General features: G+C 43.1%; 21 protein-coding genes, 2 tRNA genes and 1 other RNA gene. 7 read left to right on the forward strand and 17 right to left on the reverse strand.

The genetic code is table 11. The features are described 5' to 3' along the window. Window positions 1-117 precede the first annotated feature (117 nt). Genes lpxA through ADJ77_RS02420 form a run of 4 tightly spaced genes read right to left on the reverse strand, consistent with a single transcriptional unit; the run spans window position 118 to window position 4,612 of the window. The gene (gene lpxA, locus ADJ77_RS02405) at window positions 118-888 is read right to left on the reverse strand and encodes an acyl-ACP--UDP-N-acetylglucosamine O-acyltransferase (RefSeq protein WP_025078770.1); all 771 of its coding nucleotides are present in this window, start codon (window positions 886-888) and stop codon (window positions 118-120) included. 18 nt (window positions 889-906) lie between these two features. Beyond that, window positions 907-2,295 carry a bifunctional UDP-3-O-[3-hydroxymyristoyl] N-acetylglucosamine deacetylase/3-hydroxyacyl-ACP dehydratase gene (locus tag ADJ77_RS02410; protein ID WP_050695988.1) on the reverse strand — a complete coding sequence of 463 codons (1,389 nt, stop codon included), beginning with the start codon at window positions 2,293-2,295 and terminating at the stop codon, window positions 907-909. 5 nt (window positions 2,296-2,300) lie between these two features. Next, window positions 2,301-3,341, reverse strand: coding sequence for a UDP-3-O-(3-hydroxymyristoyl)glucosamine N-acyltransferase (gene lpxD / locus ADJ77_RS02415; protein ID WP_025078769.1), 1,041 nt, complete (start codon window positions 3,339-3,341; stop codon window positions 2,301-2,303). A gap of 50 nt (window positions 3,342-3,391) precedes the next feature. Continuing rightward, window positions 3,392-4,612, reverse strand: a complete 1,221-nt coding sequence (locus ADJ77_RS02420; RefSeq protein WP_025078768.1) for an HD domain-containing protein — start codon at window positions 4,610-4,612, stop codon at window positions 3,392-3,394. A gap of 1,106 nt (window positions 4,613-5,718) precedes the next feature. Between ADJ77_RS02420 and ADJ77_RS02425 the strand changes: the two genes are divergently transcribed. Next, entirely contained in the window at window positions 5,719-7,800 is a 2,082-nt protein-coding gene (locus ADJ77_RS02425) for a GDSL-type esterase/lipase family protein (RefSeq protein ID WP_025078767.1), read from the forward strand. 408 nt (window positions 7,801-8,208) lie between these two features. Here the strand turns inward: ADJ77_RS02425 and ADJ77_RS02430 are convergent, their stop codons facing one another. From ADJ77_RS02430 to ADJ77_RS02475, 10 genes are all read right to left on the reverse strand, one after another. Then, the gene (locus ADJ77_RS02430) at window positions 8,209-8,769 is read right to left on the reverse strand and encodes a 5-formyltetrahydrofolate cyclo-ligase (protein ID WP_050695989.1); all 561 of its coding nucleotides are present in this window, start codon (window positions 8,767-8,769) and stop codon (window positions 8,209-8,211) included. Next, window positions 8,769-10,445: a S41 family peptidase gene (locus ADJ77_RS02435; protein WP_025078765.1), complete on the reverse strand. Its 1,677-nt coding sequence runs from the start codon at window positions 10,443-10,445 to the stop codon at window positions 8,769-8,771. The genes ADJ77_RS02430 and ADJ77_RS02435 overlap by 1 nt, the downstream gene beginning before the upstream one ends. Before the next feature lie 303 nt (window positions 10,446-10,748). Then, window positions 10,749-11,234, reverse strand: coding sequence for a dCMP deaminase family protein (locus ADJ77_RS02440; protein WP_025078764.1), 486 nt, complete (start codon window positions 11,232-11,234; stop codon window positions 10,749-10,751). A gap of 123 nt (window positions 11,235-11,357) precedes the next feature. After that, window positions 11,358-13,448 (reverse strand): M3 family metallopeptidase, encoded by a 2,091-nt coding sequence (locus tag ADJ77_RS02445; RefSeq protein WP_050695990.1) that lies wholly within the window; start codon window positions 13,446-13,448, stop codon window positions 11,358-11,360. 577 nt (window positions 13,449-14,025) lie between these two features. After that, complete coding sequence (locus ADJ77_RS02450) at window positions 14,026-14,688, reverse strand: Crp/Fnr family transcriptional regulator (protein ID WP_025078759.1); 663 nt, start codon at window positions 14,686-14,688, stop codon at window positions 14,026-14,028. 59 nt (window positions 14,689-14,747) lie between these two features. Then, the gene (locus ADJ77_RS02455) at window positions 14,748-15,764 is read right to left on the reverse strand and encodes an FAD:protein FMN transferase (protein ID WP_025078758.1); all 1,017 of its coding nucleotides are present in this window, start codon (window positions 15,762-15,764) and stop codon (window positions 14,748-14,750) included. A 172-nt stretch (window positions 15,765-15,936) separates the two neighbouring features. After that, window positions 15,937-16,629: a DUF6048 family protein gene (locus ADJ77_RS02460; RefSeq protein WP_025078757.1), complete on the reverse strand. Its 693-nt coding sequence runs from the start codon at window positions 16,627-16,629 to the stop codon at window positions 15,937-15,939. Further along, window positions 16,583-17,086 carry a DUF6452 family protein gene (locus ADJ77_RS02465; RefSeq protein WP_025078756.1) on the reverse strand — a complete coding sequence of 168 codons (504 nt, stop codon included), beginning with the start codon at window positions 17,084-17,086 and terminating at the stop codon, window positions 16,583-16,585. Before ADJ77_RS02465 ends, ADJ77_RS02460 begins: the two co-directional genes overlap by 47 nt. Before the next feature lie 251 nt (window positions 17,087-17,337). Then, entirely contained in the window at window positions 17,338-18,291 is a 954-nt protein-coding gene (locus ADJ77_RS02470) for a glycosyltransferase family 2 protein (RefSeq protein WP_025078755.1), read from the reverse strand. Window positions 18,292-18,411: 120 nt separating this feature from the next. Beyond that, complete coding sequence (locus tag ADJ77_RS02475) at window positions 18,412-18,951, reverse strand: DUF4199 domain-containing protein (protein ID WP_025078754.1); 540 nt, start codon at window positions 18,949-18,951, stop codon at window positions 18,412-18,414. Between the two features lie 161 nt (window positions 18,952-19,112). Here ADJ77_RS02475 and ffs point away from each other — a divergent pair. The 3 genes from ffs to ADJ77_RS02485 all read left to right on the forward strand — a co-directional run bounded on the left by ffs (window position 19,113) and on the right by ADJ77_RS02485 (window position 20,265). After that, window positions 19,113-19,205, forward strand: an RNA gene (gene ffs / locus ADJ77_RS13165) — signal recognition particle sRNA small type. An 8-nt stretch (window positions 19,206-19,213) separates the two neighbouring features. Continuing rightward, window positions 19,214-19,287 (forward strand) — tRNA-Thr (locus ADJ77_RS02480). A 905-nt stretch (window positions 19,288-20,192) separates the two neighbouring features. Continuing rightward, window positions 20,193-20,265: transfer RNA gene (locus tag ADJ77_RS02485), tRNA-Lys, on the forward strand. Window positions 20,266-20,390: 125 nt separating this feature from the next. On the opposite strand, the gene ADJ77_RS02490 is transcribed toward ADJ77_RS02485, so the two are convergent. The 3 genes from ADJ77_RS02490 to rfbA are packed head-to-tail and all read right to left on the reverse strand — an operon-like array spanning window position 20,391 to window position 24,278. Further along, window positions 20,391-20,816: a BT0820 family HAD-type phosphatase gene (locus tag ADJ77_RS02490; RefSeq protein ID WP_025078752.1), complete on the reverse strand. Its 426-nt coding sequence runs from the start codon at window positions 20,814-20,816 to the stop codon at window positions 20,391-20,393. Window positions 20,817-20,856: 40 nt separating this feature from the next. Then, window positions 20,857-23,355 carry a GumC family protein gene (locus ADJ77_RS02495; protein WP_025078751.1) on the reverse strand — a complete coding sequence of 833 codons (2,499 nt, stop codon included), beginning with the start codon at window positions 23,353-23,355 and terminating at the stop codon, window positions 20,857-20,859. 41 nt (window positions 23,356-23,396) lie between these two features. Then, on the reverse strand, window positions 23,397-24,278 hold the full coding sequence (gene rfbA, locus ADJ77_RS02500; protein WP_025078750.1) for a glucose-1-phosphate thymidylyltransferase RfbA: 882 nt from the start codon (window positions 24,276-24,278) through the stop codon (window positions 23,397-23,399). A gap of 494 nt (window positions 24,279-24,772) precedes the next feature. Between rfbA and ADJ77_RS02510 the strand changes: the two genes are divergently transcribed. The 3 genes from ADJ77_RS02510 (at window position 24,773) to ADJ77_RS02520 (ending at window position 26,070) form a co-directional block, all read left to right on the forward strand. Then, entirely contained in the window at window positions 24,773-25,405 is a 633-nt protein-coding gene (locus ADJ77_RS02510; RefSeq protein WP_025078748.1) for a hypothetical protein, read from the forward strand. Window positions 25,406-25,471: 66 nt separating this feature from the next. Continuing rightward, a complete protein-coding gene (locus tag ADJ77_RS02515) occupies window positions 25,472-25,765 on the forward strand; it encodes a hypothetical protein (RefSeq protein WP_025078747.1) in 294 nt (97 codons plus the stop codon). Between the two features lie 11 nt (window positions 25,766-25,776). Further along, window positions 25,777-26,070, forward strand: coding sequence for a cell division protein ZapA (locus tag ADJ77_RS02520; protein WP_025078746.1), 294 nt, complete (start codon window positions 25,777-25,779; stop codon window positions 26,068-26,070). Window positions 26,071-26,104: the final 34 nt, after the last annotated feature.

Genomic DNA, 26,104 nt, shown 5'->3' on the forward strand with positions numbered 1-26,104 from the left:
AAGCAGCGGTAGGTGGAATAAGTGAAGAAAGACAGTAATAAGCAACGAAAGGCATTACTTTATTCACTTTTCATCAAGTAATTCCCCATCTCTTTAGGGGGAGGGATGGGTGTTTTTTTACTTTATAATACCACGCTCTGAAGTCTCAACAAAGTCAATGATGTACTGGATTTCCGGCGTAACCTGTAATTCGTTCTTGATTTTCTCAATGTTCTCAGCACGAGTGCCAGTTCCATAAAGGATGCGGTAAGCGTTGTGGATAAGCTCAATCAGTTCGTTGGAGAAGCCACGACGACGGAGACCAATAAGATTGATACCCATGTAACGTGCAGGTTCCTTACCTACTATAATATACGGCGGAATATCCATAGAGAAGCGGCTTCCACCCTGTATCATGACATAACCTCCGATATGACAGAACTGATGACAGAGGATATTGGCAGAGATGATGGCATTATCATCAACTGTAACTTCCCCAGCAAACTTCGTCGAATTACCAATGATGTCACCTGAACCTATGACGCAGTCGTGTGCTATATGCACACATTCCATCAGCAGATTGTTGCTCCCAACCTTTGTTGTTCCTTTTGAAGCAGTACCACGTGAGATGGTAACATTCTCACGGATAGAGTTGTTGTCACCGATTTCGCACAGCGTCTCTTCGCCTCTGAACTTCAAATCCTGAGGTTTTGTTGAAATACTGGCACCTGGGAATATCTCGTTGTTATTGCCCAATCGTGCACCAACGTTGATGGTTACACTATTCTGGAATACATTGTTATCGCCGATAACCGTGTTCTTGTCGATATAACAGAACGGACCAATAATATTGTTGTCACCAAGTTTTGCCTCTGGATGAACAAAGGCCAATGGGCTTATCTGGTTCATGATAGTCTTGTGTTATGTTTATTTGTTCTTTACAATCTGGGCGGTAAATGTAGCCTCGGCAACGACATGGTCGCCGACGAACATATAACCCTTCATCGAACTGATGCCATGGCGGACAGGACCAAGAAGTTCGACGCGGAACATGAGGGTGTCACCAGGTACTACTTTCTGGCGGAACTTTACATCATCAATCCTCAAGAAATAGGTTGACCAACGCTCAGGTTCTTCCACCTGTGAGAGCACCAGAAGACCGCCGCACTGTGCCATAGCCTCTACCTGTAATACACCTGGCATGACAGGCTCTTGTGGGAAATGCCCCTGAAAGAAAGGTTCGTTGCTGGTTACATTCTTGATGCCAATGATGCTTGTCGAACCCATTGCGATGACCTTATCCACCAACTGCATTGGATAACGGTGTGGTAGAAGTTCACGAATGCGGATGTTGTCCATCAATGGTTCATCATTCGGGTCATATATAGGTGCCTGCACCTCATGCTTTCGGATTTCCTTACGCATAAGGCGGGCAAACTTGTTGTTGACTGTATGACCGGGACGGGTTGCAATGATACGTCCCTTGATAGGCTTTCCAATCAGTGCCATATCACCGATGATGTCAAGCAACTTATGACGTGTACACTCGTTATCCCATTGCAAAGGCTTGTGCTGGATATAGCCAATATTGTTGGCATCCATGCGGGAAACCTTCAGAAGGTCAGCCAATTGGTCGAGTTTCTCCTGTGAAACCTGCTGTTCATAAATAACAATAGCGTTATCCAGGTCACCACCCTTGATGAGGTTAGCTTGCAGCAATGGCATAATATCACGTACAAAGACGAATGTACGGGCAGGTGCAATCTCTGTTGCATAAGTGTCAATGTCGTCCAATGTTGCAAACTGACTGCTGATGAACTTGGAGTTGAAATTGCACATGGCAGTAATAGAAAACTGCTCGTCAGGAAGAATCGTGATGACAGAACCGTTATCATCCTTGATTTCAATTTTCTTACGAATGATATAGTAGTCCTTTGGTGCATTCTGGTCAACAATACCGACTTCGTTGATTTTGTCAACGTACATAGTTGCAGAACCATCGAGAATAGGAAACTCCGGACCATTAATCTGGATAAGACAGTTGTCAATTCCCATAGCATAGAGGGCTGACATGCCGTGTTCAACCGTGCTGACACGGGCATCACCTTTTGCCAGAACTGTTCCACGCTGTGTGTCAACAACATTCTCAGCAACGGCATCGATGATGGGCTGACCGTCAAGGTCAATTCGTTGAATCTTATAGCCAGTATTTTCTGGGGCGGGATTGAAAGTTACGGTAAGGCTCAATCCTGTGTGAAGTCCCTTTCCGAAAAGAGAAAAGCTCCCCTTCAGTGTTTTCTGCTTAACTGTCTCCATGTATGTTATTTGTTCTTTTTCAATTCTTCAATTTCTTTCTGCAATGCGTTCAACTGCTTGTACATCTCGGGCAGACGCTGGAAAATAGCCTGTGACTTGAAGTAAGGCCGCTGTTCCATCGGTGGAGTACCGATGAGCTGCTGGTTGCTCTTCAGACTGCCAGGCACACCTGACTGTGCGCCGAGGAATACCTTGTCACCGATGGTTATATGTCCGGCAATACCGACCTGGCCGCCGAACATGCACCACTGTCCCACCTTGGTTGAGCCGGCAATGCCCACCTGTGCTGACATGACAGTGTTCTCGCCGATGTCGTTGTTATGCGCAATCTGTACGAGGTTGTCGAGTTTCACACCCTTACGAAGGTATGTGCTGCCCATTGTTGAACGGTCAATGCAGGTGTTGGCACCAATTTCTACGTTGTCCTCAATGGTAACGATGCCAATCTGTGGTATCTTGTCATAGCTGTTAGTCTCTGGGTTTGGTGCAAAGCCGAAGCCGTCAGCACCGACAACACAGCCCGAATGAAGGATGACATTATTGCCAATCCTGCAGCCATGATAGATGCTGGCATTAGGGTAGACGATACAGTTGGTTCCCAACTGTGCGCCGTCCATGATTGTTGCATGGGGATAGACCTGGCAGCCGTCACCCAATGTAACTCCGTCACCGATATATGCAAATGCACCGATATAGACATCCTTGCCGATTGTAGCTTTGGATGATACGAATGCAAGTGAGTCAATACCCTGTCTTTTCGGCTTCATGCTTTCATAGAGCTGCAGCAGCTTTGCCACGCAGTCTCTTGCATTCTTGACGCGGATAAGGGTAGGCTTCGCATCCTTTTCCAGCTGGATGTCCTCATCTACAAGGACGATTGAAGATTCGGTTTCGTATAGATAATGTGTATATTTTGGGTTTGCAAGGAAGGAGATAGCTCCTTTCTTACCTTCTTCGATTTTGGCGAAAGTGTTAATGGTAACGTTCTCATCACCTTCAACACGACCTTGTATGAATTGCGAGATTTGTTTCGCAGAGAATTCCATTTATATAGCCTTTTGTTGATTATTAGTTGTGCAAAGATAGGGAATTTTTATTAGAAACGTTGATAACAGAGGTAATATTTGCATATTTTTTTAGAGAGCAGTTCAATGTTCAGAATCTCTGAGGCTTCGGTTATGTCTTTCAATGTTCCGTCTTTGTAGAGGATGCTGATGTGGTCGTCGAAAGGATTATACATGTCTTTCTGTACACGGTTGACTCCCATGAGGTAATCGCAGTCGGCAATATCCACCTTGTGTCGGTCGGATATCTGTTCCTTGAGCAGTGTGATTTCCTCAGCTGTAGGTTCCTCTTCTCTTACTTCTACTTTGAAGAGTTTTCTGTTGATAATATTTGACGATAAGAGAGCGAGGATCCTGTCCTCATGATGCTGCCACACCTTCAAGGCACTCCATATATCGTTGTCGTCCAGCGCAATATAGTTATCCAGTGCTTCGGAGTGTGACTGGAACGAACGGGCTGTTATGTCCTCATACAGGAAGTAGCGGAGAGCAGGAGAAGCGAAAAGCTCAACGCCTTGTTTTGCCAGTTGCTTGGCACGGCGCAGGGTATTGATAAGAATGTTCTCACAGCCCACAGTGGTCTTGTGCAGGTAAACCTGCCAATACATCAAACGTCGGGAAGTGAGATAATTCTCTATAGAATAGATGCCATTCGATTCTACGACCAGCGTGTCGTCCACCACGTTGAGCATCTTGATGATACGTGCCGAACCGATGTTCCCCTCAGTCACACCTGTGAAGAAACTGTCACGGCGCAAATAGTCAAGCCTGTCCATGTCAAGCTGGCTGGAAATCAGTTGATGGAGGAAAGACTTGGGATATTCATTCTTGAAGATGCTGATGGCAAGGTTCAGCGCACCGTGCATCTCCTGGTTGATACGGTCCATCATCAACAGCGATATTTCTTCGTGTGTAATACCGCTGATGAGCGTATTCTCCAGTACATGAGAGAACGGACCGTGCCCGATGTCGTGCATGAGTATGGCTGCCTGCACAGCCTCTGCCTCACTGTCAAAGACAAAAACTCCTTTTTGTTGCAGCGATACAAGTGCCTCGCTCATGAGATGGAATGTGCCTAACGAGTGTTGGAAGCGGGTGTGTTGTGCGCCCGGATAAACCTCCTGTGTCAGTCCTAACTGTTTGATGCGTGTCAGTCGTTGCATGAGCGGGTGGCGCACAATGTCAAGTAACAATCCACGTGGCATCTTGATAAACCCGAAAACCGGGTCGTTGATTATCTTTGAGTCGGTCATTTTGCCTGTATTATCTTCTTTTTATCATTACTTTGCAAAGATAGCACATAATAACGTAACGGACAAACTTACGCTATTATTTCGGGCGGAAAGCACAGGCTTTCGTTATGTTTTATAGTTTGTCAGTCTTCCCGTCTTCTACAAACAACTTATTCCCATATCAACCAATGTTTGTAAACTATTTTCATACAGTTCAAAACCAATACATGGTCTTTTGGCTTCTAAAAGACGCCCAATTGGCTTGCAATAGATGCCCTTTTGAGGTCTAACTGACGCCCTTTTGAAGTCCAATTAAGCACCTTTTCTTGCGCTACTTTATAACCAACTGATTTACTGTTGGTTGCAAACTTGCTTTTTACACGTATTTTTGCCTTTATCCGTAGGTATTTTACCCGGAATTATGTCATGATTTTTCAATCTGTCGTCTGTCTTTTCAAAGTATTGACATGAAAAGGTTTTCTGCATCGGAGGATGATAATAAAGTAGGTAGCCAAGACCGTCTTGGCTATGTTTTTATTTAATAAATAACTTCGGTTCATCCGTTAAAGCCATACGAAAAGTGTCCACGCATTTAACGGAAGAACCATAATTAGGCTGTAACTAAGAACTAATTGAACCGCAATTAAGGCTTGATTGGGATGTAAACAGGCATTAATAGTTTTACACGTAAGGGATTTGTTTTTAAAAAACATGTTCATTTTTGATTCCATAATCTTTCCCTGTATTACTGTGATTGTGCTGTGTTTTTTTATGATAGGAGGAACTAAAGAGTGTATGTTAAATAAAAAAGCGATGACCTTCGCAGGTGATCGCTCTTAATTCAATAGGTATTAGCCTTTAAAGGTAAAAGATTGTTTTCAGGATAACAGTTACAAAGATATGTCATTTTCCTTTACCATGCAAACTTTTTGTTTATTTTTTTGCACTTCATGATAATGTGTACGAACACATCATGAAAGGAATTGTTCGATATGTGTTTTTGGAACCAATTTTAATACTTTCCAATAGAATTTCTGTTATTCGCAGAATATAATTACCTTTGCATAGCTCTTATGAGTGAATTACCTTTCAATTAAAAAGCTATATCTTCAGTTACTATATTATTAATGAATATGAAGAAAAGAACAATCGTCTTGTTTGGACTACTTTTGATGGTGCTTACAGTTGTTGCTGGCGGCAGAATCAAGGTGGCATGTGTGGGAAACAGTGTGACATGGGGCATGACAATTACTGACAGGGAGAAGTATTGCTACCCGTCACAGTTACAACAGATGTTAGGAGAAGGGTATGAGGTGAGAAATTTCGGACACTCCGGTACTACTTTGCTTTGTCGTGGACATCGCCCTTATGTGAATCAGAAAGAGTATAAGGAGGCGTTGGATTTCAAGGCAGACCTTGTTGTTATTCATCTCGGACTCAATGATACTGACCCACGTAACTGGCCAGAACACAGTGAGGAGTTCAATACAGATTATATCAGTTTGATTGACAGCTTCCGGCAGGCAAATCCTAAGGCAAAGATTTGGATATGCCTTATGACGCCTATTTTTGACCGTCATCCTCGTTTTGAGAGTGGTACACGTGACTGGCATGAGCAGATTCAGAAGCATATACGTCAGGTAGCTAAGGCGGCACGGCTTCCATTGATTGATTTGAATACGCCTTTGTACAGTCGTCCTGACCTTCTTGCTGATGCAATTCATCCGAATGCTGAGGGCGCAAAGATTATCGCCGAGACTGTGTATGGAGCCTTGACCGGCAACTATGGTGGTCTTGCTCTTTCTCCACTTTATACGGATGGCATGGTTGTTCAGCGCAGCAAGCCTGTTATCTTCCGAGGCAAAGCAAATACAGGTGAGACTGTCAGGGTGAATTTCAACGGTCGTACACTCTCAGCCATAGCTGATGGGGCAGGGAAGTGGAGAGTTTCTTTCCCGGCAGAAAAGGCAGGTGGACCTTATCATGCAGTGATAAGTACGAAGAAAGAGAAACTTACAATTAAGGATATATATGTTGGTGAGGTGTGGCTTTGTTCGGGACAATCGAATATGGAATTGCCTGTGAACGCTGTACAGAGCAGAAAACAGGACTTGGACGAAGCTGACAGACAGACTCGCCTGCATCTGTTTAATATGTCTGCCATCTATCCAACAAATGCCGTTGCATGGTCGGCTGCAGCCTGTGACTCAGTAAATCGTCATCAGTACCTTCGTGTCGGACCATGGCGCAACTGCTCCCGTGAGTCATTGAGCGGCTTCTCAGCCGTTGCTTATCACTTTGGTAAGAAGTTGGCTGACAGTCTGCAGGTACCTGTGGGCATCATTTGTAATGCTGTTGGCGGAACGACTACGGAGTCGTGGATTGACCGTAGGACGTTAGAACAGCGTATGCCTGCTATCCTCCGCGACTGGTATCATGGTGATTTCGGTATGAAATGGGCACGAGAGAGGGCGTTGCAGAATGTCAGTGTGAGCAAAAATCCGCTGCAGCGTCATCCCTATGCACCAGCTTATATGTTTGAGGCAGGTATGCTTCCTTTGAAGGGTTATGATGTCAAAGGCGTTGTATGGTATCAAGGTGAATCCAATGCGCACAATATGGAATTACATGAACGGTTATTCCCCATGTTGCAGAAGAGCTGGCGCAGGTTCTTCCACAATCCGGAACTGCCGTTCTATTTCGTACAGCTTTCAAGTTTGAATCGTCCGTCATGGCCACGTTTCCGTGACTCTCAACGTCGTATGGCATCAACACTGCGTAATACATGGATGGCTGTGACAACGGATGTAGGTGACTCCCTGGACGTACATTATACGAACAAGAAGCCTGTTGGTGAGCGGCTTGGTTTGCAGGCATTGCATCATAGTTATGATTACAAGATTGAGTCTGAGGGACCTGTCTGTCATTCGGTGTCGGTGAAGGACAATGGTCTTGAACTTCAGTTCACCCATGCTCAATCGCTGTCTGCCAATGGCAGCCGTCTTGTTGGCTTTGAAGTAGCAGGTGCTGATGGTATCTACTTTCCTGCTGAGGCACAGATAACATCGTCAAACACACTCCTTGTCAGGTCTTCCTCTGTTACACGTCCTCTCTATGTCCGTTATGGCTGGCAACCCTTCACACGTGCCAATCTTGTGAATGAAGCGGGACTGCCATGTAGTACATTCCAATGGAAGGTTAGGAAGTGAACGTTTTAAGTAGTATTTCTCCTTTGTGAATAAAAGGATAATACAAAGCCAGACTGGGTTGCAGTCTGGCTTTGTTGTTTATGAAGACGGACTAAATAATGTATTCCTCTGTATTCTATAATTATAAAGTTGGTAGCTGTCCGATAAAACTTAAGCAATTTGTGTTCTAATGTGGAATCTCTTTTAAACAGATAGCTTTGTGTTGTCTTTAGAAAAGTAGGTCAACTAATCAAAAAAGTCTTGTTTGCTTTCGGTAGTACAACTCTTTTCTAACAACAAGTTACTTACATTCCGACAATATATTGTAAGGTGTTTTGCACTCAACACCACTGGTGTTTACCAACACCACCACGTGTGTTGGGCAGCAGCACGTCAGCTAAAGATGAGCAAAGAGGTTCATTATAAACATTATAATATACATTGTAATATACTAATACATTCATCCACTTTTATGTCAGTCTCTTCGGTCGGAATACTTGGAAGAAATTGGAAAGGGAAACAGATACCGAGCTTATAGGCATTGGTGAGAAGAGGCAGAAAGCGGTCATAATAACCTTTTCCACGACCAAGACGGTTACGTTGCGCATCAAAAGCCATGCCTGGGATGAGTGCGAAATCTATAGACGAAAAGTCGGTGAAGGCTTCACCGGTAGGTTCAAGAATTCCGTAAGTACTTGTCTCAAATGCTTCTGAGCCATGATAGAGGCGGAGTTCCATCTCAGTATCACTGATGACAACGGGAAGTAGAACTGTTTTCCCATCGGTATGGAGCTGCTGGATAAGGTCGTGTGTATAGACCTCATCAGGCAGAGAATTATATAGAAGAACTGTCTTGGATTCCTTCAGACGCGGGTGGCCCAGGACATGCTCAATAATCGGACGGGACTGCTCTATCAGCTCTTCCGTAGAAAACTTTTTTTTACGTGCTCTCACCTCTTTCCGTAGGGCTGCTTTATCAAACTGTTTCATCAACGTCGGGGAGTTGTTTTATGTAAGGAGTCTGTCTGACGATGAGCCTTCTGTTGTGAATTAAGCAACAGGATAGAAGGGCTGCGGAAGACGTTTACAGCAGCCTTTATCGTAGTATCATCTCGGTTCACATATTCTATCCATGCCTGTTCGTCAAGAATGTTATATATGATGCGACTGTTAAGATAGTCTTGTAGGAGCGAGTGTGAACGCATAATCATGAGATTGCGCCGACGCAGTCCATTCTTTTCTGCAAAGTTGACGAAGTCACTCACAAGGTTCTGATGTTCCAGATAGTTAGCCAAAGGCAGCATCTTGCCAAAGCCACTGAGTTTCTTTCTGTTGCTGTCCGTATAATTAAAAGCATATTGGAGTATCAATCCGCTCATTACCGCCTCCTTATAATAAGAGGTTACCTTTGAAGTGTCTTCAGGAACGAATGTGTCAGGTGTAATACCACCACCACCATAGACGATACGTCCATTCTGTGTATGATAGGCTGGGCCTTCGTGTTTGATGCTATCCTGTGAGAAGAATTCACCATGCTGGTAACGTGTGAGAATATCTTTCTCATAATCAGCATTGTCACCAGGTTTGAACGGCTTTTGTATGCAGCGCCCCGATGGAGTGTAATAACGTGCGATAGTCAGTCTTATCAAGCTGCCATCATTAAACTGTATCTGTTGTTGTACCAGTCCTTTACCAAAGGAACGGCGTCCGACAATGACAGCTCGGTCATTGTCCTGCATAGCACCTGCAAAGATTTCTGCAGCCGAAGCTGAGCCCTCATTGATAAGTACTACCATTGGAATATGCTGGTAGCTACCTTTGCCATCGCTACGGTAGTCAATACGAGGGCTCTTTCTTCCCTGCGTGTAAACAATAAGGCGATTCTTGGGCAGGAACTCATTTGACATCTGCACAGCCGACTCCAAGATGCCTCCACCATTATCTCGAAGGTCAATAACTAAATGATCAGCTCCCTGGATGTTCAGTGTCTGTAAAGCTGCAAGCATTTCAGCATATGTACGTTCGCCAAAACTCTTGATGCGGATATAACCTGTAGAGTCGTTGAGCATATAAGTTGCAGAAACACTCTTCACCGCAATGTCGCCACGTGTTACGGTGAACATCTTTACACCTTTCTCACCATACCGTTTAACACCTATCTTTACCTTTGAGTCTTTCGGTCCTTTAAGACGGTGCATAGCCTCCTCGTTGGTTACCTCTTTACCCACAAACGCTTTACCGTTAACACTCACTACCTTGTCACCTGCCAACAGTCCTGCCTTGTCAGCAGGTCCGTCCTTGATGACATTCTGTATTCGTAACGTATCCTGTCGGATATTGAATTCTATTCCCACACCAGAGAAAGAACCCTTCAAATCGTCTGTAGCCAACTGCACATCCTTTGCACTGATATAGACTGAATGTGGATCAAGTTCTGATAGAATCTCTGGGATAGCCTTGTCTACAAGCTCGTCTATATTGACTGAATCGACATACTGATCGTCAATAATATGTAGCAGATTGCTCAGCCGACTGCTACCGCTATTGATGATATTCAGTCGGTTACCAGAGAAATGATTGGCATAGAAAGTACCAATAAGAATACCGATGACAACACAAAGTGCCATCAGCAGTGGCATGAAACGGTTATTCTTGTTTTGATTCATAAAAGCCTCACCCACGCTCTCCCGTATAAGAAAGATGCATTGTCAGGGTGCTCGTTGATTTACTTGTTATACATTGTTCTATTATAAGGCTCGGTTCTAAAGAGGATAAGTGAAAAGAGGAAATCTCAATAAGCCATGGAAGCCATAGGAGGCAAATAGGGTAAATTAGGTTAATGAAGTAAATTAAATTAATTCATCATATTCAGCAATTTAGTCTTGTCAGGCTTATATTTCCAATGCCAAATAACCCTCAATACTTAAAAGCCTACTGGCTAATTATATTCTTTTTCACTCAAGAAAGACTCAACGGGTGCCGTCAAGACTCCTGTATTCCACTTCAATTCCTGCTCGTGTCAGCAGGTCTATACCATCTGTAAGGCGATACTTCTCGGCATAAACAACGCGACGGATACCAGCCTGTATGATAAGTTTTGCACACTCAATGCAAGGCGATGCTGTTACATAAAGCGTTGACCCCTCACTGTTATTACCACTTCGGGCAAGTTTTGTGATAGCATTTGCTTCTGCATGAAGGACATAAGGTTTCGTTACGCCCGTCTCATCTTCACACACGTTCTCGAATCCACTTGGTGTTCCGTTGTAACCATCGCTGATAATCATCTTGTCCTTCACTACCAATGCGCCCACCTGCCGGCGTTTGCAATAGGAATTCTCTGCCCAGATACGTGCCATACGAAGGTAACGATAATCGACAGCAGTCTGTCCTCTCCCTTCTCTAATGGAAGCGGAAGATGTTACTGCTTGCTCAGTAATATGTTCGTTGTTCATTATCTTTATAGGATTTTATAAGCGATGATAAACATGAATAAGCTACGATAGGGGAGAATTAGAGGGGAAAAGCCAGACTATAGCTAACAGCCACACCTTATCCCTTGGAGAGGTCCGAGGAAATTACTGTGTCTTGAGAAGTCCGTCCCTTTCCTTTAACGCATCAATCGTCGGCTCCCCTCCACGGAAACGCTTGTAAAGCGTCATAGGATGTTCAGTTCCTCCACGTGAGAGGATATTATCACGGAAACGCTGGGCAGTAGCAGGATTGAAGATTCCTTCTTTCTTGAATACACTGAAAGCATCAGCGTCAAGAACCTCTGCCCACTTGTAACTGTAATATCCTGCAGCATATCCACCTGCCATAATATGAGAGAACTGTACCGTCATACAGGTATCCATACGCTGCTCATCAATGATAGCTGGTGCCCATGCTTTCTTCTCGAACGGGATAATGTCATCTGTAAACTCATCTTTATGAGTATAGTAAGCCATATCCAACAAGCCGAAGCTGACCTGTCTCAGACAGGCCGTTGCAGCACCGAAATTACGGCTGGTAATAACTTTCTCAATCAGTTCATCAGGCATAGGTTCACCTGTCTGATAATGGAAAGCAAAGGTACGCAGGAACTCTTTTTCTATAGCAAAGTTCTCCATAAACTGCGAAGGAAGTTCTACAAAGTCCCACCATACATTCGTTCCTGACAAACTCTCGAAGCGGGTATTGGCAAATATACCATGTAGAGAATGCCCGAATTCATGCAGGAAAGTCTCCACCTCACCTATTCTCAAAAGTGCCGACTTGTCCTCTGTAGGCTTGGAGAAATTCATCACGAGTGACACATGTGGGCGTACATTCGTACCATCCCGCTCTATCCACTGTCCCTGAAACTCCGTCATCCATGCCCCATCACGCTTTCCTTTGCGTGGATGGAAGTCAACATAAAGTACAGCCAGGTAGCTGCCATCCTTGTCAAACACCTCATACGGCTTCACGTCAGGGTGGTAAACAGGTATCTCCTTATTCTCCTTGAAGCTGATACCATAGAGACGTGTAGCTAAACCGAAGACGCCTTTGATAACATTTCCCAATTCAAGATAAGGGCGAAGCATCTCTGGGTCAAGGTCATATTTCTTCTTCTTCAGCAGCTGGCTGTAATAAGCTACATCCCACTGTTCCATCTTGAAACCGTCACCTTCTTCTTCTCGTGCTAATGCCTCTATTTCTTCACGTTCCTTGATGGCAGTCGGCTTATATGCCCCAATGAGGTCGTTGAGAAGTTTGTACACGTTCTCAACCGTTGTTGCCATACGATGTTTCATCACATAATCGGCAAAAGTATCGTAACCGAGGAGCTGAGCCATTTCACGGCGAAGATTAACCAGACGCTTGCAAAGTTCAAGGTTATTCGTGTCATTATCTTTTATGCAGAGCGTATTGCGTGCCATGTAAAGGTCTTTACGCAGTTCGCGCTGCGTGCTGTACATCATAAACGGACCATAGCTTGGAGCATCCAAAGTGAAGACCCAGCCCTCCATTCCATGCTCTCTTGCAGCTTCCTGCGCAGCCTCACGTGCCGTTTCGGGGAGTCCGTCAAGCTGTTGTTCATCCGTAATATGCAGCGTATAGGCTTTATTCTCTTTCAGCACATTCTGTGAGAACTGCAACGAAAGCATGGATGCCTCTTCCGTGAGCATGCGCAGACGTTCCTTTCCTGCTTCATCAAGCAGTGCACCACTGCGAACAAAACCCTCATAGCTTTTCTCCAGCAGACAGTTCTCTTCTGGTGTCAGCTCACGATGATGCTCATATACATGCTTGACACGCTCGAATATCTTTGGGTTCAAGCTGATGTCATTACTGTGTTTGGTAAGGATTGGACTCATCTTCTGCGCCAATGCGTCCATCTCGTCATTGGTCTCGGCACTGAGCATATTGAAGAATACACTCTCCACACGATTCAGAAGATCATAGTAATGCTTGCGTCCTTTGACCTCATCCTCTGGTATAATCGTGTTCTCAAAGGTGGGTGGTTCTTCAGGATTGTTGATAATCTTCTCAACCTGTTCGTCCTCACGGCGGATACCTTCCATCATTGCCTCCTCGTAGTCGGCAAGCGTGATACGCTCGAATGGTGCCGTGTAGTGCGGTGTATCATAAGGTAGGAAGAAAGGATTTACACGTTCTTTCTTCCCTGATGTATTATCTGTCATTTTCTTTTTGCTTTCTCTTAATTTAAAGTACAAAGATAACTCAAAAAAAGGAGAAACACTATATATAAAGGTGGATTTTAACGCAAATTTGTTTCTTGGTAGAGGAACAGTTGATATTTGGCGAACTCGATAATAATAATGAAGCCAATAAGAAACCCTGGGAACATCTTTCTGTTTTCAGAAATCAGTTGAACAACTATTGCTAATTATCCGATGTCAGCCATTCCCTATCAATATGAATTGTGTCAAAAAAAATCATAGCAAGGAAATCTATTGATGCTTAACTGCATTCAAATTAAGCCTTAATTGACGTGCAAAAGGTGCTTGATTAAGTCCTAAGTAGTGCTTAATTGAAGTCCAATTAGGCACCTATTCTTGCATGACTTTATAATCGTCTGTTCTTCTGATAGTTACGAACACGTTGTTTTGTTCTTGTTTTCTCTGTTTTTAAACAAAAGTGGCAATCATTTATGTAAATATATTTCAAATCCCTCGTACGGGCTTACTCCTTTATATTTCTTCAATAAGTGCTTGTTGGTTTCAAAGGGTTGAGGGGAGGCTGATGTAGAATTGGTTACTACCGTAGCTTCTCCAATTGTGGAACTGTAATGATCCCCCGGCTTATTGTCAGCAGTCCTTCACATTGCAAGTCATTGAGCATGCGAGAGATGTTAAGACGACTTTGGTGCAGCTCATGAGCAAGGTCTTCCATTTTTATCCTAAGAACCTTATGTCCTGCCTGCGTCAGACAGCGGAGACGGAGGAAGCTGACGAACTGCTGGCGAATGTCATCAGACTGCTGTCGCCATGGGATGCGCCCCATGCGTTGTGCCTGCATGGAAATACAGTTGAGAAGGTTCAGACGGAAGATAAGATAATTGTCAAGAAGCCGTAACACCTCAGACTTATCCAATGAAAGCAGGCTACAATCGGTCTGCGCTGTAAAATCCTTGGTGTAACGTTGCATAAGTCCGAAGAAATGTTCAGGTTGGATAACAGCCGGTGCCGACAATTCTTCCTCTATACGATAACGATGGCTGTCAGCATAGCTGACCACACGGAGTGTTCCGCTCATAAGAAAGAAGAGCTGTGTACATTTTTCCTCCTTGCTTACGAGCGGTTTGTCAGCTGCCAGCTTATGAAAACTAAACTTCGTCTGTCCCACGATATCCGATAGTTCGTCAGTGCTTATACCGATGAAAAGAGGTAGTTCGAGGAGTTTATCGTAAAGTTGGAGCATTGTTCAGGGCTTCGGTGATGAATGTTGGGTGATTGTGGAATATCTGGTAAGAGACTACTTCATTCTACTATTTTTCCCTCCATTGACGGACTATACCAGACTTTCAGATTTCCTTTTGTATCTGAATAGATGAAATAAGCCATCAATTCAGGATGACGGTCAAGCAACTTGCATGCTTTCTCAATACCCATCACCATGAATGATGTGGCGTAAGCGTCAGCTGTAGCGCAGTTCTTTGCCAAGACTGTGGCTGAAAGCAGGGAGTGCTGGACAGGATAGCCTGTCTTTGGGTCAATGGTATGAGCGTATTTCTTCCCACCTTTATAATAGAAGTTACGATAGTTCCCACTCGTTGCCATCGCCTTGTCAGTAACGTTCAGAACCGTCTCAAACTCCTGTTTTGTGTTCAGACTGTCTTCCGTCGGCTTCGTGACACCAATCTTCCAAGGCAGCCGTTTTTCACTGTTTCCTTTCGTGACAATCTCACCACCAATCTCAACCATGAAGTTCTCAACACCATTACGAAGCAGGAGACGGGCTATGGCATCCGACCCATAACCCTTGGCAATGGCTGAACAGTCGAGCATTGTGCGGGAATCCTGCTTGCGGATAGTATTGCCAACAAGTTTCACCTTATTATATCCTACAATCTGATGCAGACTGTCAATCTTCTGCTTAGACGGATGCAGACCCGTCTTGAAACCAAAGCCCCACATGTTTACCATTGGTGCAACGGTAATGTCAAAAGCCCCGTCTGTTTCTTTTGAAATCGTTTCAGCCAGCGTGAACACTTCTCTGAACATCTGGTTAACCTTCACAGGCTTGTTCTGGTTCACCTGTGAAATGAGCGATTTAGAGTCAAAAGTAGAGAAAGTCTCATCCACTTTCTTCAGTTCTGCTTCTATCTGAGACTGCAGGTCTTCATCGCTTTGATAGGTAATATTATATACTGTACCAAAGATGAAGCCCTTGTTATGCTGATAAGGCATGGCATGCTGGCGGCGGACAATGACTATCGATCCGATAATCAGCACAAGGAGGAACGGTACCTGCCAATATAATTTTTTCTTATTCATGACGCATTTATTATTGAGTAGTTAAAGATAGGGATTTGTTGTGAAAGAATTGGGAACACACGACTTGTGCGTCCGGCAGACATTATTCATGAACACAAAAGGCGTACATCCCTACAGTATTACTGTCAAGTAAAGACTTTGATATAGCTACTTATATTCAAAAGGCTCTTTGTTACAGCTCAAAAAGGACATTGAATGTGGCGCCAAGCTGCGATGAATCTCCACGACCAAACCCTGGAACATACCATGGTTCACCTATTTCGCCGGCCTTGTGGGCGAGTCGGAGTTTATAGCGGACGGACCATCCCATACGGATAGGTCCCCATATCTTTGCATCCACACCACCAATCAGCTCTGCCCAAAGCTGGTTTCCCTTGCTGTCAAGTGCACCATAGGCTGACTGTGTTCCCCAGATGGGGTCGGCAATGCCCGGACTTAGAACGTCATACTTAAAAGAGGTGTATCCTACTCTGCCACCAACCAGGAAGCGATAGACGTCGTGTTTATCCTTGAGCATATTGAAGTCGCAGCCCACACGTGCATAAGGTGCATTGGTCTTGAAGCATGTCCTGGTTGTTTCATCAGTCTTGTCAGCCTGTCCGATACCTGCTTCGATGATAGGGAAGAACCTGTCCTTGATGTTCAAGCGCAGCAGGGCTTCATACTGGCCGTATGATGCAAGCGAACGCATAGCAGGTCCGACGAGGTCAATGCCCACAGCAACACCTCGGAAGAACGCAACGGTATCTTTCTTCTCCTTCGGCACTGTTGGTCTGCGCTGTGCGTTGGCTCCAGTAGGGAAGAGCAGGAACAGTGCGTTAAGGATTAGTAAAAGTGATAAGTATATGTTCTTTCGTACCATCATAATCAACGTTAGGATTACTGATTTCTATCTTACTTACACGTGTGCCCTTTGCCTTCACAGCAGTAAGTGTATGGAAAAAGGCTGGCGGACAGTCAACACTTTCAAAATGACTCTTGCTCGTCTTTGACACTGTTACAGTGTCAACTGTTGTAACTCCAGCCTTGCTTTTGAAGGCAAAGCGTAACTTGTCACTGTCGGCACTATAGCTCATCGGCAAACTGAACTTCGTCGTATTGACCTGTTTGTTCAACAATACGGTGTCGGATTTATTCTCACGAATTGCTGAAATGGTAAGTGTATCACGCAATGTGTCGCCTTGGACAATGTAATTAGCCCACACACCGTTGTTTATAGGACAGTTTATGTCGGAACAGGAACTTATCCAACATATCCCTCCCAATAGAAGAGTGAACATACTGACTCTTCTTACTGTATGTCTGATCTTTCTATAGTTCATAGTTTACCTATTATCGTCTTTAAATAAAGCAAGCTGATATGCTTTTCGCATATATCATGCGCCTATCTCCAACAGCAAGAGCATTGTATCTCCAACTTATTGTCGAAAAGATTCCCACACAGGGGTAGTCAATATGCACAAAACCTCCTAAAGCATAATAACGCAGGTGAATATGTCCACAATCGGGCGTAATTACAAGCACGCATGCTGTGCATCCCTACTTAAAACACCCACGAAGCAGAAGATTTCTTTTACATTTCCTTCTCAATCTGATAGTCATTTCTTCGAGGATTGCTACGACTGATAAGGTCGCCGATAAAGCCGGCAAGGAAGAGCTGTGTGCCCAGCACCATCGCAACAAGGGCTATAAAGAAAGAAGCATGATTTGATAGCAGGTCGCCATAAACACCATTGATGAGCATTATGGTTTTCTCGACAATGAGCCAAAGAAAGGCAATAAAGCCGATAAGGAACATAAATGACCCCATCAGACCAAACACATGCATTGGTTTCTTACCAAAGTTGGTGAGGAACCAGAGTGTCAACAGGTCAAGATAACCATTAAAGAAACGGTTGATACCAAACTTTGACTTACCATACTTGCGTGCCTGATGGTGCACCACTTTCTCGCCGATGCGTGCAAAGCCAGCCTCCTTGGCAAGATAAGGGATATAACGGTGCATCTCACCATAGACCTCGATATTCTTCACTACGTCATGACGATAAGCCTTCAAACCACAGTTAAAGTCGTGCAGATTATGCACACCACTGATCTTACGTGCCGTAGCATTGAAAAGTTTTGTAGGAATCGTCTTCGTCAACGGGTCATAACGTTTCTGCTTATAGCCACTTACAAGGTCGTACTTCTCCTCCATTATCATACGATAGAGTTCTGGAATCTCATCGGGAGAATCCTGCAAATCGGCATCCATCGTTATGACAACATCACCCTGTGCAGCCTTAAAGCCACAGTAAAGTGCAGGACTCTTGCCATAGTTGCGACGGAACTTGATGGCGTGTACATGCTCGGCATCCTTGCGGTGTAGTTCCTCAATGACATCCCAACTGTTATCCTTGGAACCGTCATTGATGAAGATTATTTCATACGTGAAGCCGTTGGCGTTCATCACGCGTTGAATCCACGCGTGTAATTCTGGTAGACTTTCTTCCTCATTGTAGAGAGGAATGATTACTGATATATCCATGTTCTGAATTAGGAATTTTCAATTAGAAGTCCGGGAATGCTGAATTGGAACTTTTGAGTCAGACATGATGAATTAGTTGAATGATAAATTAAAACATCATTTGCAGCAGACACCCTGAAGTCACAACTGCTGGTTCTTGACTTTCTTAGACATTACTGCCGCTATGAACAACGAATAGACCCCACCCAGCATAACAGCAATGATGAAGCTGCTGGATGCCAAAGAATAAGGCTGGAAAGCCTCTGGCAGCACTGCCATGAACTTTTCATAGGGAATATCCATCATGGCAAGTATCTTTCTTCCCTCACTTCTGGAATAAAGACTTGTAACCATCATAAGCAGTTTCCCGTTGTCAACATAGTGCATATAGAGCCACTGCAGCAGACTGAAAATAATCGCAGCATTGAAGAACACACGAATACAGTAGAACAGACTACGACGAAAGGAAATCACCCCATTACGTCCTTCCTCACGAAATATCTTCAGTCGGTATGCAACGAAGAAGGGGGTCGACAATGACAGCAGCAAACTGAATTGTGCCAGAACTGGCAGAGCAGTCATACCCAGCAAGCATGCAAAACTCGCTACCCAGACGATAGCGAGATAGAAACCATCATAACGGGTATAAGCCGCCAGTTGTTTAAAATCTTCATAAACCATGATACAAAAGTACGGATTAATTATTATAAATAATGTAGAAGGTTACCAAAATTATGTTTTTTTGTTAAAAACGGAAAAAGTTTCGCTCCCTCTTTGCTGATATTAAATAAAATCCGTACCTTTGCACCCGCTTTTACGATGATGGTAAGAGTGTAGAACACGGGCAAGTCTCCTACGACCAGCTCCCTTTGAATCCCCCAGGACGGGAACGTAGCAAGGGCAGAAGGTTGTAGCGGTGCGATAGGAACAGCTTGCCCACCTCGCCTCTTTAGCTCAGTTGGCCAGAGCACGTGATTTGTAATCTCGGGGTCGTTGGTTCGAATCCGACAAGAGGCTCAACGTAATAAGATGACTAAGAACACAGAAGAAGGTATGTCGTGAGGCATACTTTCTTTCGCTTTTATATGCAGCCAGAACATTCTGAAAACTCAAACTTAGTCCCATAGATAAGCCAGATGTTTAAATCCAAACCGGATGTTAACGCCTGGACAGTTCTTGTTTGAGTGACGAGCTGCAACAAATGTGTAGCAGTGCACGTCAAGTTTGCAAGGCTGACAAGATGCCTACAAGGGAATAAAAGATGTCAGGAAACAATACTGCTTAGTAAGAAATTATGTGTGTTGCTGTCTATTGAACTGTTTAGGGTTAAGTTCATTCCTCATTCAATTCATTGAAATATATTGTCGTTCGAATAAGACTTTTCCATATAAGGAGTTCATTAGTGCCTTACTATAATATTGTTATAATAGACGATAACAACCCTTTTTTCTCTTTTCCTGTCGATGTGTTGTTGTCCATCACATGAGGTGTTGTTGTCCATCACGCGATGTGTTGTTGGTAAACACCAATGGTGCTGAGAACTGAATACTTTGCAATATGTTGTCGGGATATAGGCTGCTTGTAGTCAGATAATAGTCATACTACCAAAAGTAAACACAAATTATTTGATTGAGCGAGTTTTTTTTCAAAGCCGATACGATGTTCTCCATTTAAAAGAGCATGGGAGCATATGTTATTTGAGTTTTATTGAACAATAGTATTTGAAATAGATTTTTACAGATGAATGTTTACAACTCATTTTAAATCTGGCTATGCTTACGTAATCCTCTGAGAAAAGGTTGGAAAGTGTCATCTCCTGTTTATCAGTTTTAAAACAGGAAATGCAAGAAAAGTTATAAATTATTTGGTAATATCAGAAAATCTCACTACCTTTGCACTCGCTTTTACTAAAAGCATAGGGAGATCCGCTAGCTCAGCTGGTAGAGCACAACACTTTTAATGTTGGGGTCATGGGTTCGAGCCCCATGCGGATCACATAAAAAGAGAATAGCTTACAAGGCTATTCTCTTTTTCTTTTCTGTATGTTACCATCTTCTTATAGCAAAAAACAGGATGTCATTAGGACATCCTGTTTTATTTTGTCAACTTATATAAAGTTCTCAGAAGTTCCACCAACGTTTTTTCTTGGGTGGTTCATGATCTTCAAATGATTGATGTGCAAAGTTGCGACTTTCCCATGTTTCACGGTTGGTTATCATCTGATAAATTGTCCCCCAGTCTGGTAGTCCGCCTAAGTTGCGGTCATCAATGAACATGTCTACTTTGAGCTTTCTGGAGAAGTGATTGTTATTCTCCTTCTCTTCTTCAGGGTAGTCCTTGTTTACAGCCCAGAAGTCAACGCCATGCGCATGACACCAGTCAACAGCTTCCTGAAGCAGCTCGCCTTCCCTTACGCTCCATAAGATGAGTTGATGTCCATCCTTGATAAGCATTTTCAGTGTATCGGTAGCGAATGGGATTTCGCTACCGATTTTAGGGTATCTATGTTCTACGATGGTTCCATCGAAATCAATTGCAATTGTCATTGTCTGTTTAGATTTATTCTCTTTATATTACATTAGAGATTTATCTCTTTACAGAGTGGTCGTTCTTGTTACCATAGTGACTATTGCTGTAGTTGCCATAATTACCATAGTTTCCATGACCATAGCCAGCTTTTCCATATCTTCCATACTTGCTATAGCCACCATAGCCATAGTAATAGCTGTACTTTCTCTTAGACATGTCAATACCGTTGAGTACGACAGCCATGTTAGGCAACTTGTTTTCGTTTGCAAGTGCGTTGACCAAGTTGAAACTTGATTTTGGCGTGTAGTCGGCACGACACATGTAGATTGAAGCATCAGCAACACGGGAAATCTGAAGAGTATCTGTTACCAGACCAACTGGAGCTGTGTCAATCATGATATAATCATATTTATCTTTCAAGAGGTTGATGATTACATCCAATGACTTGCGGGCAATAAGCTCTGCTGGGTTTGGAGGAATAGGACCAGCCATGAGGAGGTCCAGATTCTTATTGACTCCAGAAGGTAAAATCTGTTCCTGTAACTCTTCAGCTGTCGGTGCATCCTTTACAAGAAGGTTTGTAATACCATGCTTGTGGTCATTGATATCGAAAAGCTCTGCCAGACGTGGACGACGGATGTCAAGACCGATTAAGATTACCTTCTTGCCCAAGAGACCAAAACTGACAGAAAGGTTGGCAGCGATAAAGGTCTTACCTTCACCAGAAGTAGATGATGTGAAGAGGACAACCTTTTGACCCTCTTTCAGCATGAACTGTAAGTTGGTACGTAAAGAACGGAAGATTTCTTCCATCTGGTTATTCTGGTTCTCGTGTACAACGATGTCAGCTTTACCCTTTGCTGTATTGCTTGCGATAGCCACGTCAGCAATAATAGGCAATTTGGTAAGGCGTGCAACATCATCGTGACCTTCAATCTTATAGCGGAAGAACTGCAGGAGAAGTATTACCACTACAGGAATTGCCAAACCGATTAGCAAGGCGATAAGCATGATCATTGTAGAATCAGGACTAATCTTGCCTACGAGCTGTGGGTCATCAATAAGTTTACCTTTATCGGCTGTAGCAGCTAAGGAAATGCTGTTCTCCTCACGTTTCTGAAGCAACATGAGGTACAGGCCAGACTTGACTTCCTGCTGACGATCAATCTGTGTCAGCATACGTTCCTGCTGTGGGGTCTCTGCTACCTGTGCATTAAACTTATTCACCTGTGTCAAGACTGCGTCACGCTGAATCTGCAAGTTCTGGCGTGCTGCTGCAATAGCACGGCGGATGTTACCATTCAGCTCACGGATCTGGATGGTCAAAGGCTCTACTACAGGAGAACTCTCTGAAGCACTGCGGAGCAAACGATTACGCTCAAGAACCAGCTCATTATACTTATTAATCAATGAAGTAGAACTCTGGTCGTCCAATCCTACATTAGATGGAATAACCTGAGAGAGATTACGAGAAGAACTTTCAACTTCCTTTGCAATGGTATTGAAAAGTTCAATTTGTGTTTCTACTTCGGCAAGTTTCAGCTCTGAAGAATTCTGGTTGGCAACAGAGTTACCAGCATTCATCTTCAACTCAACAATACCGTTCTGCTGCTTATAACTCTGCAGCTGACCTTCTGTCTTACCAAGCTCAGCGTTGATTTTCTCCAAACGAGCATTGATAAACTTCTCTGTACGAAGTGCTACAGTATTCTTATCTTCGTTAGCCTGGCGGTTGTAAACAATAGACAATTGCTTGAGGTAGTCGAGAGAACGCTGTGGAACTTCATCTCTAAGTTGCAGCTGTGCGATTGAAGTAGACTTTGCGGTCTGTGCAACCTGAAGTTCACTGGCATACTTGTTGGATGCCATTCTTGGTGAAACAATGCTTACCTTCAGAATCTGTGCTTTTTGCAGGGTATGTCCGTTGTTGGAACTGATTGTGATGATACCGGCACGGGTTGCAATGGTAGCAGGAAGACTTGTTATCTTTCTGTTGATAGAGAAAGGACCTTCGCTGGAGTTCTCATCAGTTGGTACAAAGTATGTTCCGCTTACGTTGTAGGTTAAACTGTCTTTTGTAATCGTCAGATTGATAGGAGCATTCAGTCTGTCCAAATGTGCCTGGTCAACATCAACGTTAAGAGGCTGGTTGCGATAGAGAATGACGTCCTTTACTCTGCCTTGTGTTGCATAGTTGACATACAACTTCAAGTCTCTGATAGCATCTTCTGCAATAGAGTGTGAAGTGAGAATCTCCATCTCATTGTCAATACCCGCTGAGTTTGAAATGATACCGAGGTTTGTCATGTTCTGCAAAGACTGTCCACGTCTGTTGTTACTGTTGTCATCCTTAATCAGCAACTTGGCTGTAGACTGGTACATTGGTGTAGCATATCTGAGATAGATTGCTCCTAAACCACCGAAAATAATCAATGACAGAACGAACCAGTACCAGTTAAGTACAATGGTTCGATAAAGCGCAGCAAAGTCAAAGGACAAATTTCCTTCGTGAACTTCCTGCTCCTTTCCTTGTTCTAATTTTGTTGCTTCTTCCATATTTATTACTTTTATTTATTCTGTAACGGATTAATATAAAGCTATCTACCCTCCTCAGCAAGTCGAAATAGATATTTGCCATAGTTGTTCTTTGCCATAGGCTGAGCTATTTCCTGCAATTTGTCAGCAGAAATCCAACCTTTTTTGTAAGCGATTTCTTCCAGACAGGCAACTTTCAGTCCCTGTCGTTTTTCAATACATTCTATAAAAGTGCTTGCCTCTGCAAGACTGTCATGTGTTCCTGTGTCAAGCCATGCAAAACCACGTTGGAGTGTTTGAACCATCAACGTGTCCTCCTTTAAGTAGCACTGATTGACTGTTGTTATTTCCAGTTCTCCACGTGCAGAAGGCTTTATGTTCTTGGCTACTTCTACAACACTGTTAGGGTAGAAGTAAAGTCCCACAACGGCATAGTTGCTTTTGGGGTGTTCTGGTTTTTCCTCTATGCTGAGACATTTGCCGTCCTTGTCAAATTCAGCAACGCCATATCTTTCCGGGTCGTTTACATAATAGCCGAAGACAGTTGCTTTATTATCCTTCTCTGCTGTTTGTACGCTGTTGTGTAGCATACTGCTAAAACCAGCTCCATAGAAGATGTTGTCACCCAAGACCAGGCACACGGAATCGTCTCCAATAAACTTTTCACCAATTATAAAAGCCTGTGCCAACCCGTCAGGTGACGGTTGTTCGGCATATTCAAAGCGTACGCCAAGGCTGCTACCATCTCCTAACAGACGTTTGAAACCTGGTAGGTCAAAAGGAGTAGAGATAATCAGAATTTCTTTTATTCCCGCCAACATCAAGACTGATATTGGATAGTAAATCATGGGTTTGTCATAAATGGGTATAAGCTGTTTACTTATACCTTTGGTGATAGGGTAAAGGCGTGTACCTGAACCTCCTGCAAGAACTATTCCTTTCATAATAGCGTGGTTGTATTTCTGTTATTTAATTTAGTAGTTACTGTTTATTTTATAGTTTTGGTAACTTAGTGATATGTTCAGACTTAAATAATAAAAGCATCTGGAAAGAGATGTTGCAAAGATATAAAATGGCGATTGGTTGAACCTATCGAAAGCCATTGTGTTGTTGACGAGGAAGAAGAATATTCCCTGTTTTGGACTGATGAATCAGATTTGTATTCTATAAATACAAACACAAATACCATCAGGATTATTTTCAAGATGACAAAGTCTTTGAAGATAACCGCTTCTTTCGTTAAATCATTGTTGCTATACTCTCTCATTGGCAATATTGCATGTCTTGCTTGCAAAGGTAAAAAAAATAATTTAATTAAAAGGTGTGAAAATGAGAAATCATCTACTCAATAGATGTTTTTCATGTTTTTTTATTAACTTTGCAATCGAGTAAAAAATAAAAGTTCATCTTAATAACTTAAAAACTTTAAACAAAAGATATGGGATTCTTATCAAAAATCTTTGGAAAGAATGATACTGTACAGTCAAAGACTGGTGGTATGGAGGACTATATGACACTTGTTCGAGTTTACTTTCAGGCAGTTCTTGCAACTCGTTTAGGTATCAATAATTTAGCAATGCTTCCAGACCTTCGTACATACAAGCAGACATTCCGTGTCCCAACACTGAATAACAAGTTGGGACTGGGTGAAAAAGCAAGTGTGCGAAAAACTATGAAAAATATTTATAATGTTGATGACAACTTCTTTGATGAGATAGATGCAAGCATCAAAAAGAATTGTAAGAAGATGCAGGATGTTCAGCCTTATCTTTATCAATTTCAAGGCTTCACACAGGATCTGATGATGCTGGTTGGTAACCTGATGAAGTTCAAATTGCGTGTTCCAGGTTTTTTCAAGAAGGCAATCTATACGATGACGGAGAAGACGGTAAATGATATTTATGACAAGAACAGCTTCAACGACCCTGGGGTAATCAAGGCTGTAATGTCAGTCCGCCAGTATAATCAGCGTCTTGGTTTCAGCCGTAAGTGGACAACTGATTTTATTTATCAGATTGTTACTTTAGCTAAGAAAGAGCCAAAGCCGTCAGAAGAAGCAGGGGCAAAATAATTAGGTATATATTTGCTTAAATAGAAACTTTAATGTAATTTTGTAGCCAAAACGAATAGATTAGCTATGAATGCAAATGAGAAGATTCTGAATACGTTTGCGACGCGTGCACGTCAGATGATTCTTCAGTATGAAACACTGAAGAAAGAGAATGACGAACTGTACTCGCTTGTCGACCAGCGTGATCAGGAAATAAAGCAGCTTCAAGGAGAGTTGTCTCAGGCGCAGGCTGATTATAATTCGTTGAAAATGGCAAGAATGCTTGAAGTTACGGATGGGGATATGGAAACTGCTCAGAAGCGCATTGCTAAACTCATCCGGGACGTAAATAAGTGCATCACGCTTTTAAGTGAGAAATAAAACAGAATATAATGGCAGACGATAAGCTACATATAAGGTTGCACGTTTATGATGCAGAACTTTCTGTAAACGTCCCACGTGAGGACGAGGAGTTTTATCGTTCGGCAGCCAAACTTGTTACAGACACAATTAATACATATTCCACTCGTTTCAAAGGTAAGAAAGGAGATAAGGATATCTTATATATGGCAATGATAGACATAGCATTACGATATAAGAAGGAAGGTGTACGTAATGACACGGCTCCATTCATTGATATTCTCGGCAAGCTCACTTCTGAAATCGAAGATGCGCTGAAGAAATAACGAGAATATTTAATTAAATCATAAAATAGAATCA

Source organism: Prevotella fusca JCM 17724 (assembly GCF_001262015.1).
Taxonomy (GTDB): domain Bacteria; phylum Bacteroidota; class Bacteroidia; order Bacteroidales; family Bacteroidaceae; genus Prevotella; species Prevotella fusca.

Coding starts and splice junctions, on each gene's coding strand:
- ADJ77_RS02495 (WP_025078751.1), bottom strand. CDS start 23,355: ATGGAAGAAGCAACAAAATTAGAACAAGGAAAGGAGCAGGAAGTTCAC.
- ADJ77_RS02460 (WP_025078757.1), bottom strand. CDS start 16,629: ATGATGGTACGAAAGAACATATACTTATCACTTTTACTAATCCTTAAC.
- rfbA (WP_025078750.1), bottom strand. CDS start 24,278: ATGAAAGGAATAGTTCTTGCAGGAGGTTCAGGTACACGCCTTTACCCT.
- ADJ77_RS02510 (WP_025078748.1), top strand. CDS start 24,773: ATGGGATTCTTATCAAAAATCTTTGGAAAGAATGATACTGTACAGTCA.
- ADJ77_RS02445 (WP_050695990.1), bottom strand. CDS start 13,448: ATGACAGATAATACATCAGGGAAGAAAGAACGTGTAAATCCTTTCTTC.
- lpxD (WP_025078769.1), bottom strand. CDS start 3,341: ATGGAATTCTCTGCGAAACAAATCTCGCAATTCATACAAGGTCGTGTT.
- ADJ77_RS02450 (WP_025078759.1), bottom strand. CDS start 14,688: ATGCTCCAACTTTACGATAAACTCCTCGAACTACCTCTTTTCATCGGT.
- ADJ77_RS02490 (WP_025078752.1), bottom strand. CDS start 20,816: ATGACAATTGCAATTGATTTCGATGGAACCATCGTAGAACATAGATAC.
- ADJ77_RS02430 (WP_050695989.1), bottom strand. CDS start 8,769: ATGAAACAGTTTGATAAAGCAGCCCTACGGAAAGAGGTGAGAGCACGT.
- ADJ77_RS02420 (WP_025078768.1), bottom strand. CDS start 4,612: ATGACCGACTCAAAGATAATCAACGACCCGGTTTTCGGGTTTATCAAG.
- ADJ77_RS02440 (WP_025078764.1), bottom strand. CDS start 11,234: ATGAACAACGAACATATTACTGAGCAAGCAGTAACATCTTCCGCTTCC.
- ADJ77_RS02475 (WP_025078754.1), bottom strand. CDS start 18,951: ATGGTTTATGAAGATTTTAAACAACTGGCGGCTTATACCCGTTATGAT.
- ADJ77_RS02425 (WP_025078767.1), top strand. CDS start 5,719: ATGAATATGAAGAAAAGAACAATCGTCTTGTTTGGACTACTTTTGATG.
- lpxA (WP_025078770.1), bottom strand. CDS start 888: ATGAACCAGATAAGCCCATTGGCCTTTGTTCATCCAGAGGCAAAACTT.
- ADJ77_RS02410 (WP_050695988.1), bottom strand. CDS start 2,295: ATGGAGACAGTTAAGCAGAAAACACTGAAGGGGAGCTTTTCTCTTTTC.
- ADJ77_RS02465 (WP_025078756.1), bottom strand. CDS start 17,086: ATGAACTATAGAAAGATCAGACATACAGTAAGAAGAGTCAGTATGTTC.
- ADJ77_RS02435 (WP_025078765.1), bottom strand. CDS start 10,445: ATGAATCAAAACAAGAATAACCGTTTCATGCCACTGCTGATGGCACTT.
- ADJ77_RS02455 (WP_025078758.1), bottom strand. CDS start 15,764: ATGAATAAGAAAAAATTATATTGGCAGGTACCGTTCCTCCTTGTGCTG.
- ADJ77_RS02515 (WP_025078747.1), top strand. CDS start 25,472: ATGAATGCAAATGAGAAGATTCTGAATACGTTTGCGACGCGTGCACGT.
- ADJ77_RS02470 (WP_025078755.1), bottom strand. CDS start 18,291: ATGGATATATCAGTAATCATTCCTCTCTACAATGAGGAAGAAAGTCTA.
- ADJ77_RS02520 (WP_025078746.1), top strand. CDS start 25,777: ATGGCAGACGATAAGCTACATATAAGGTTGCACGTTTATGATGCAGAA.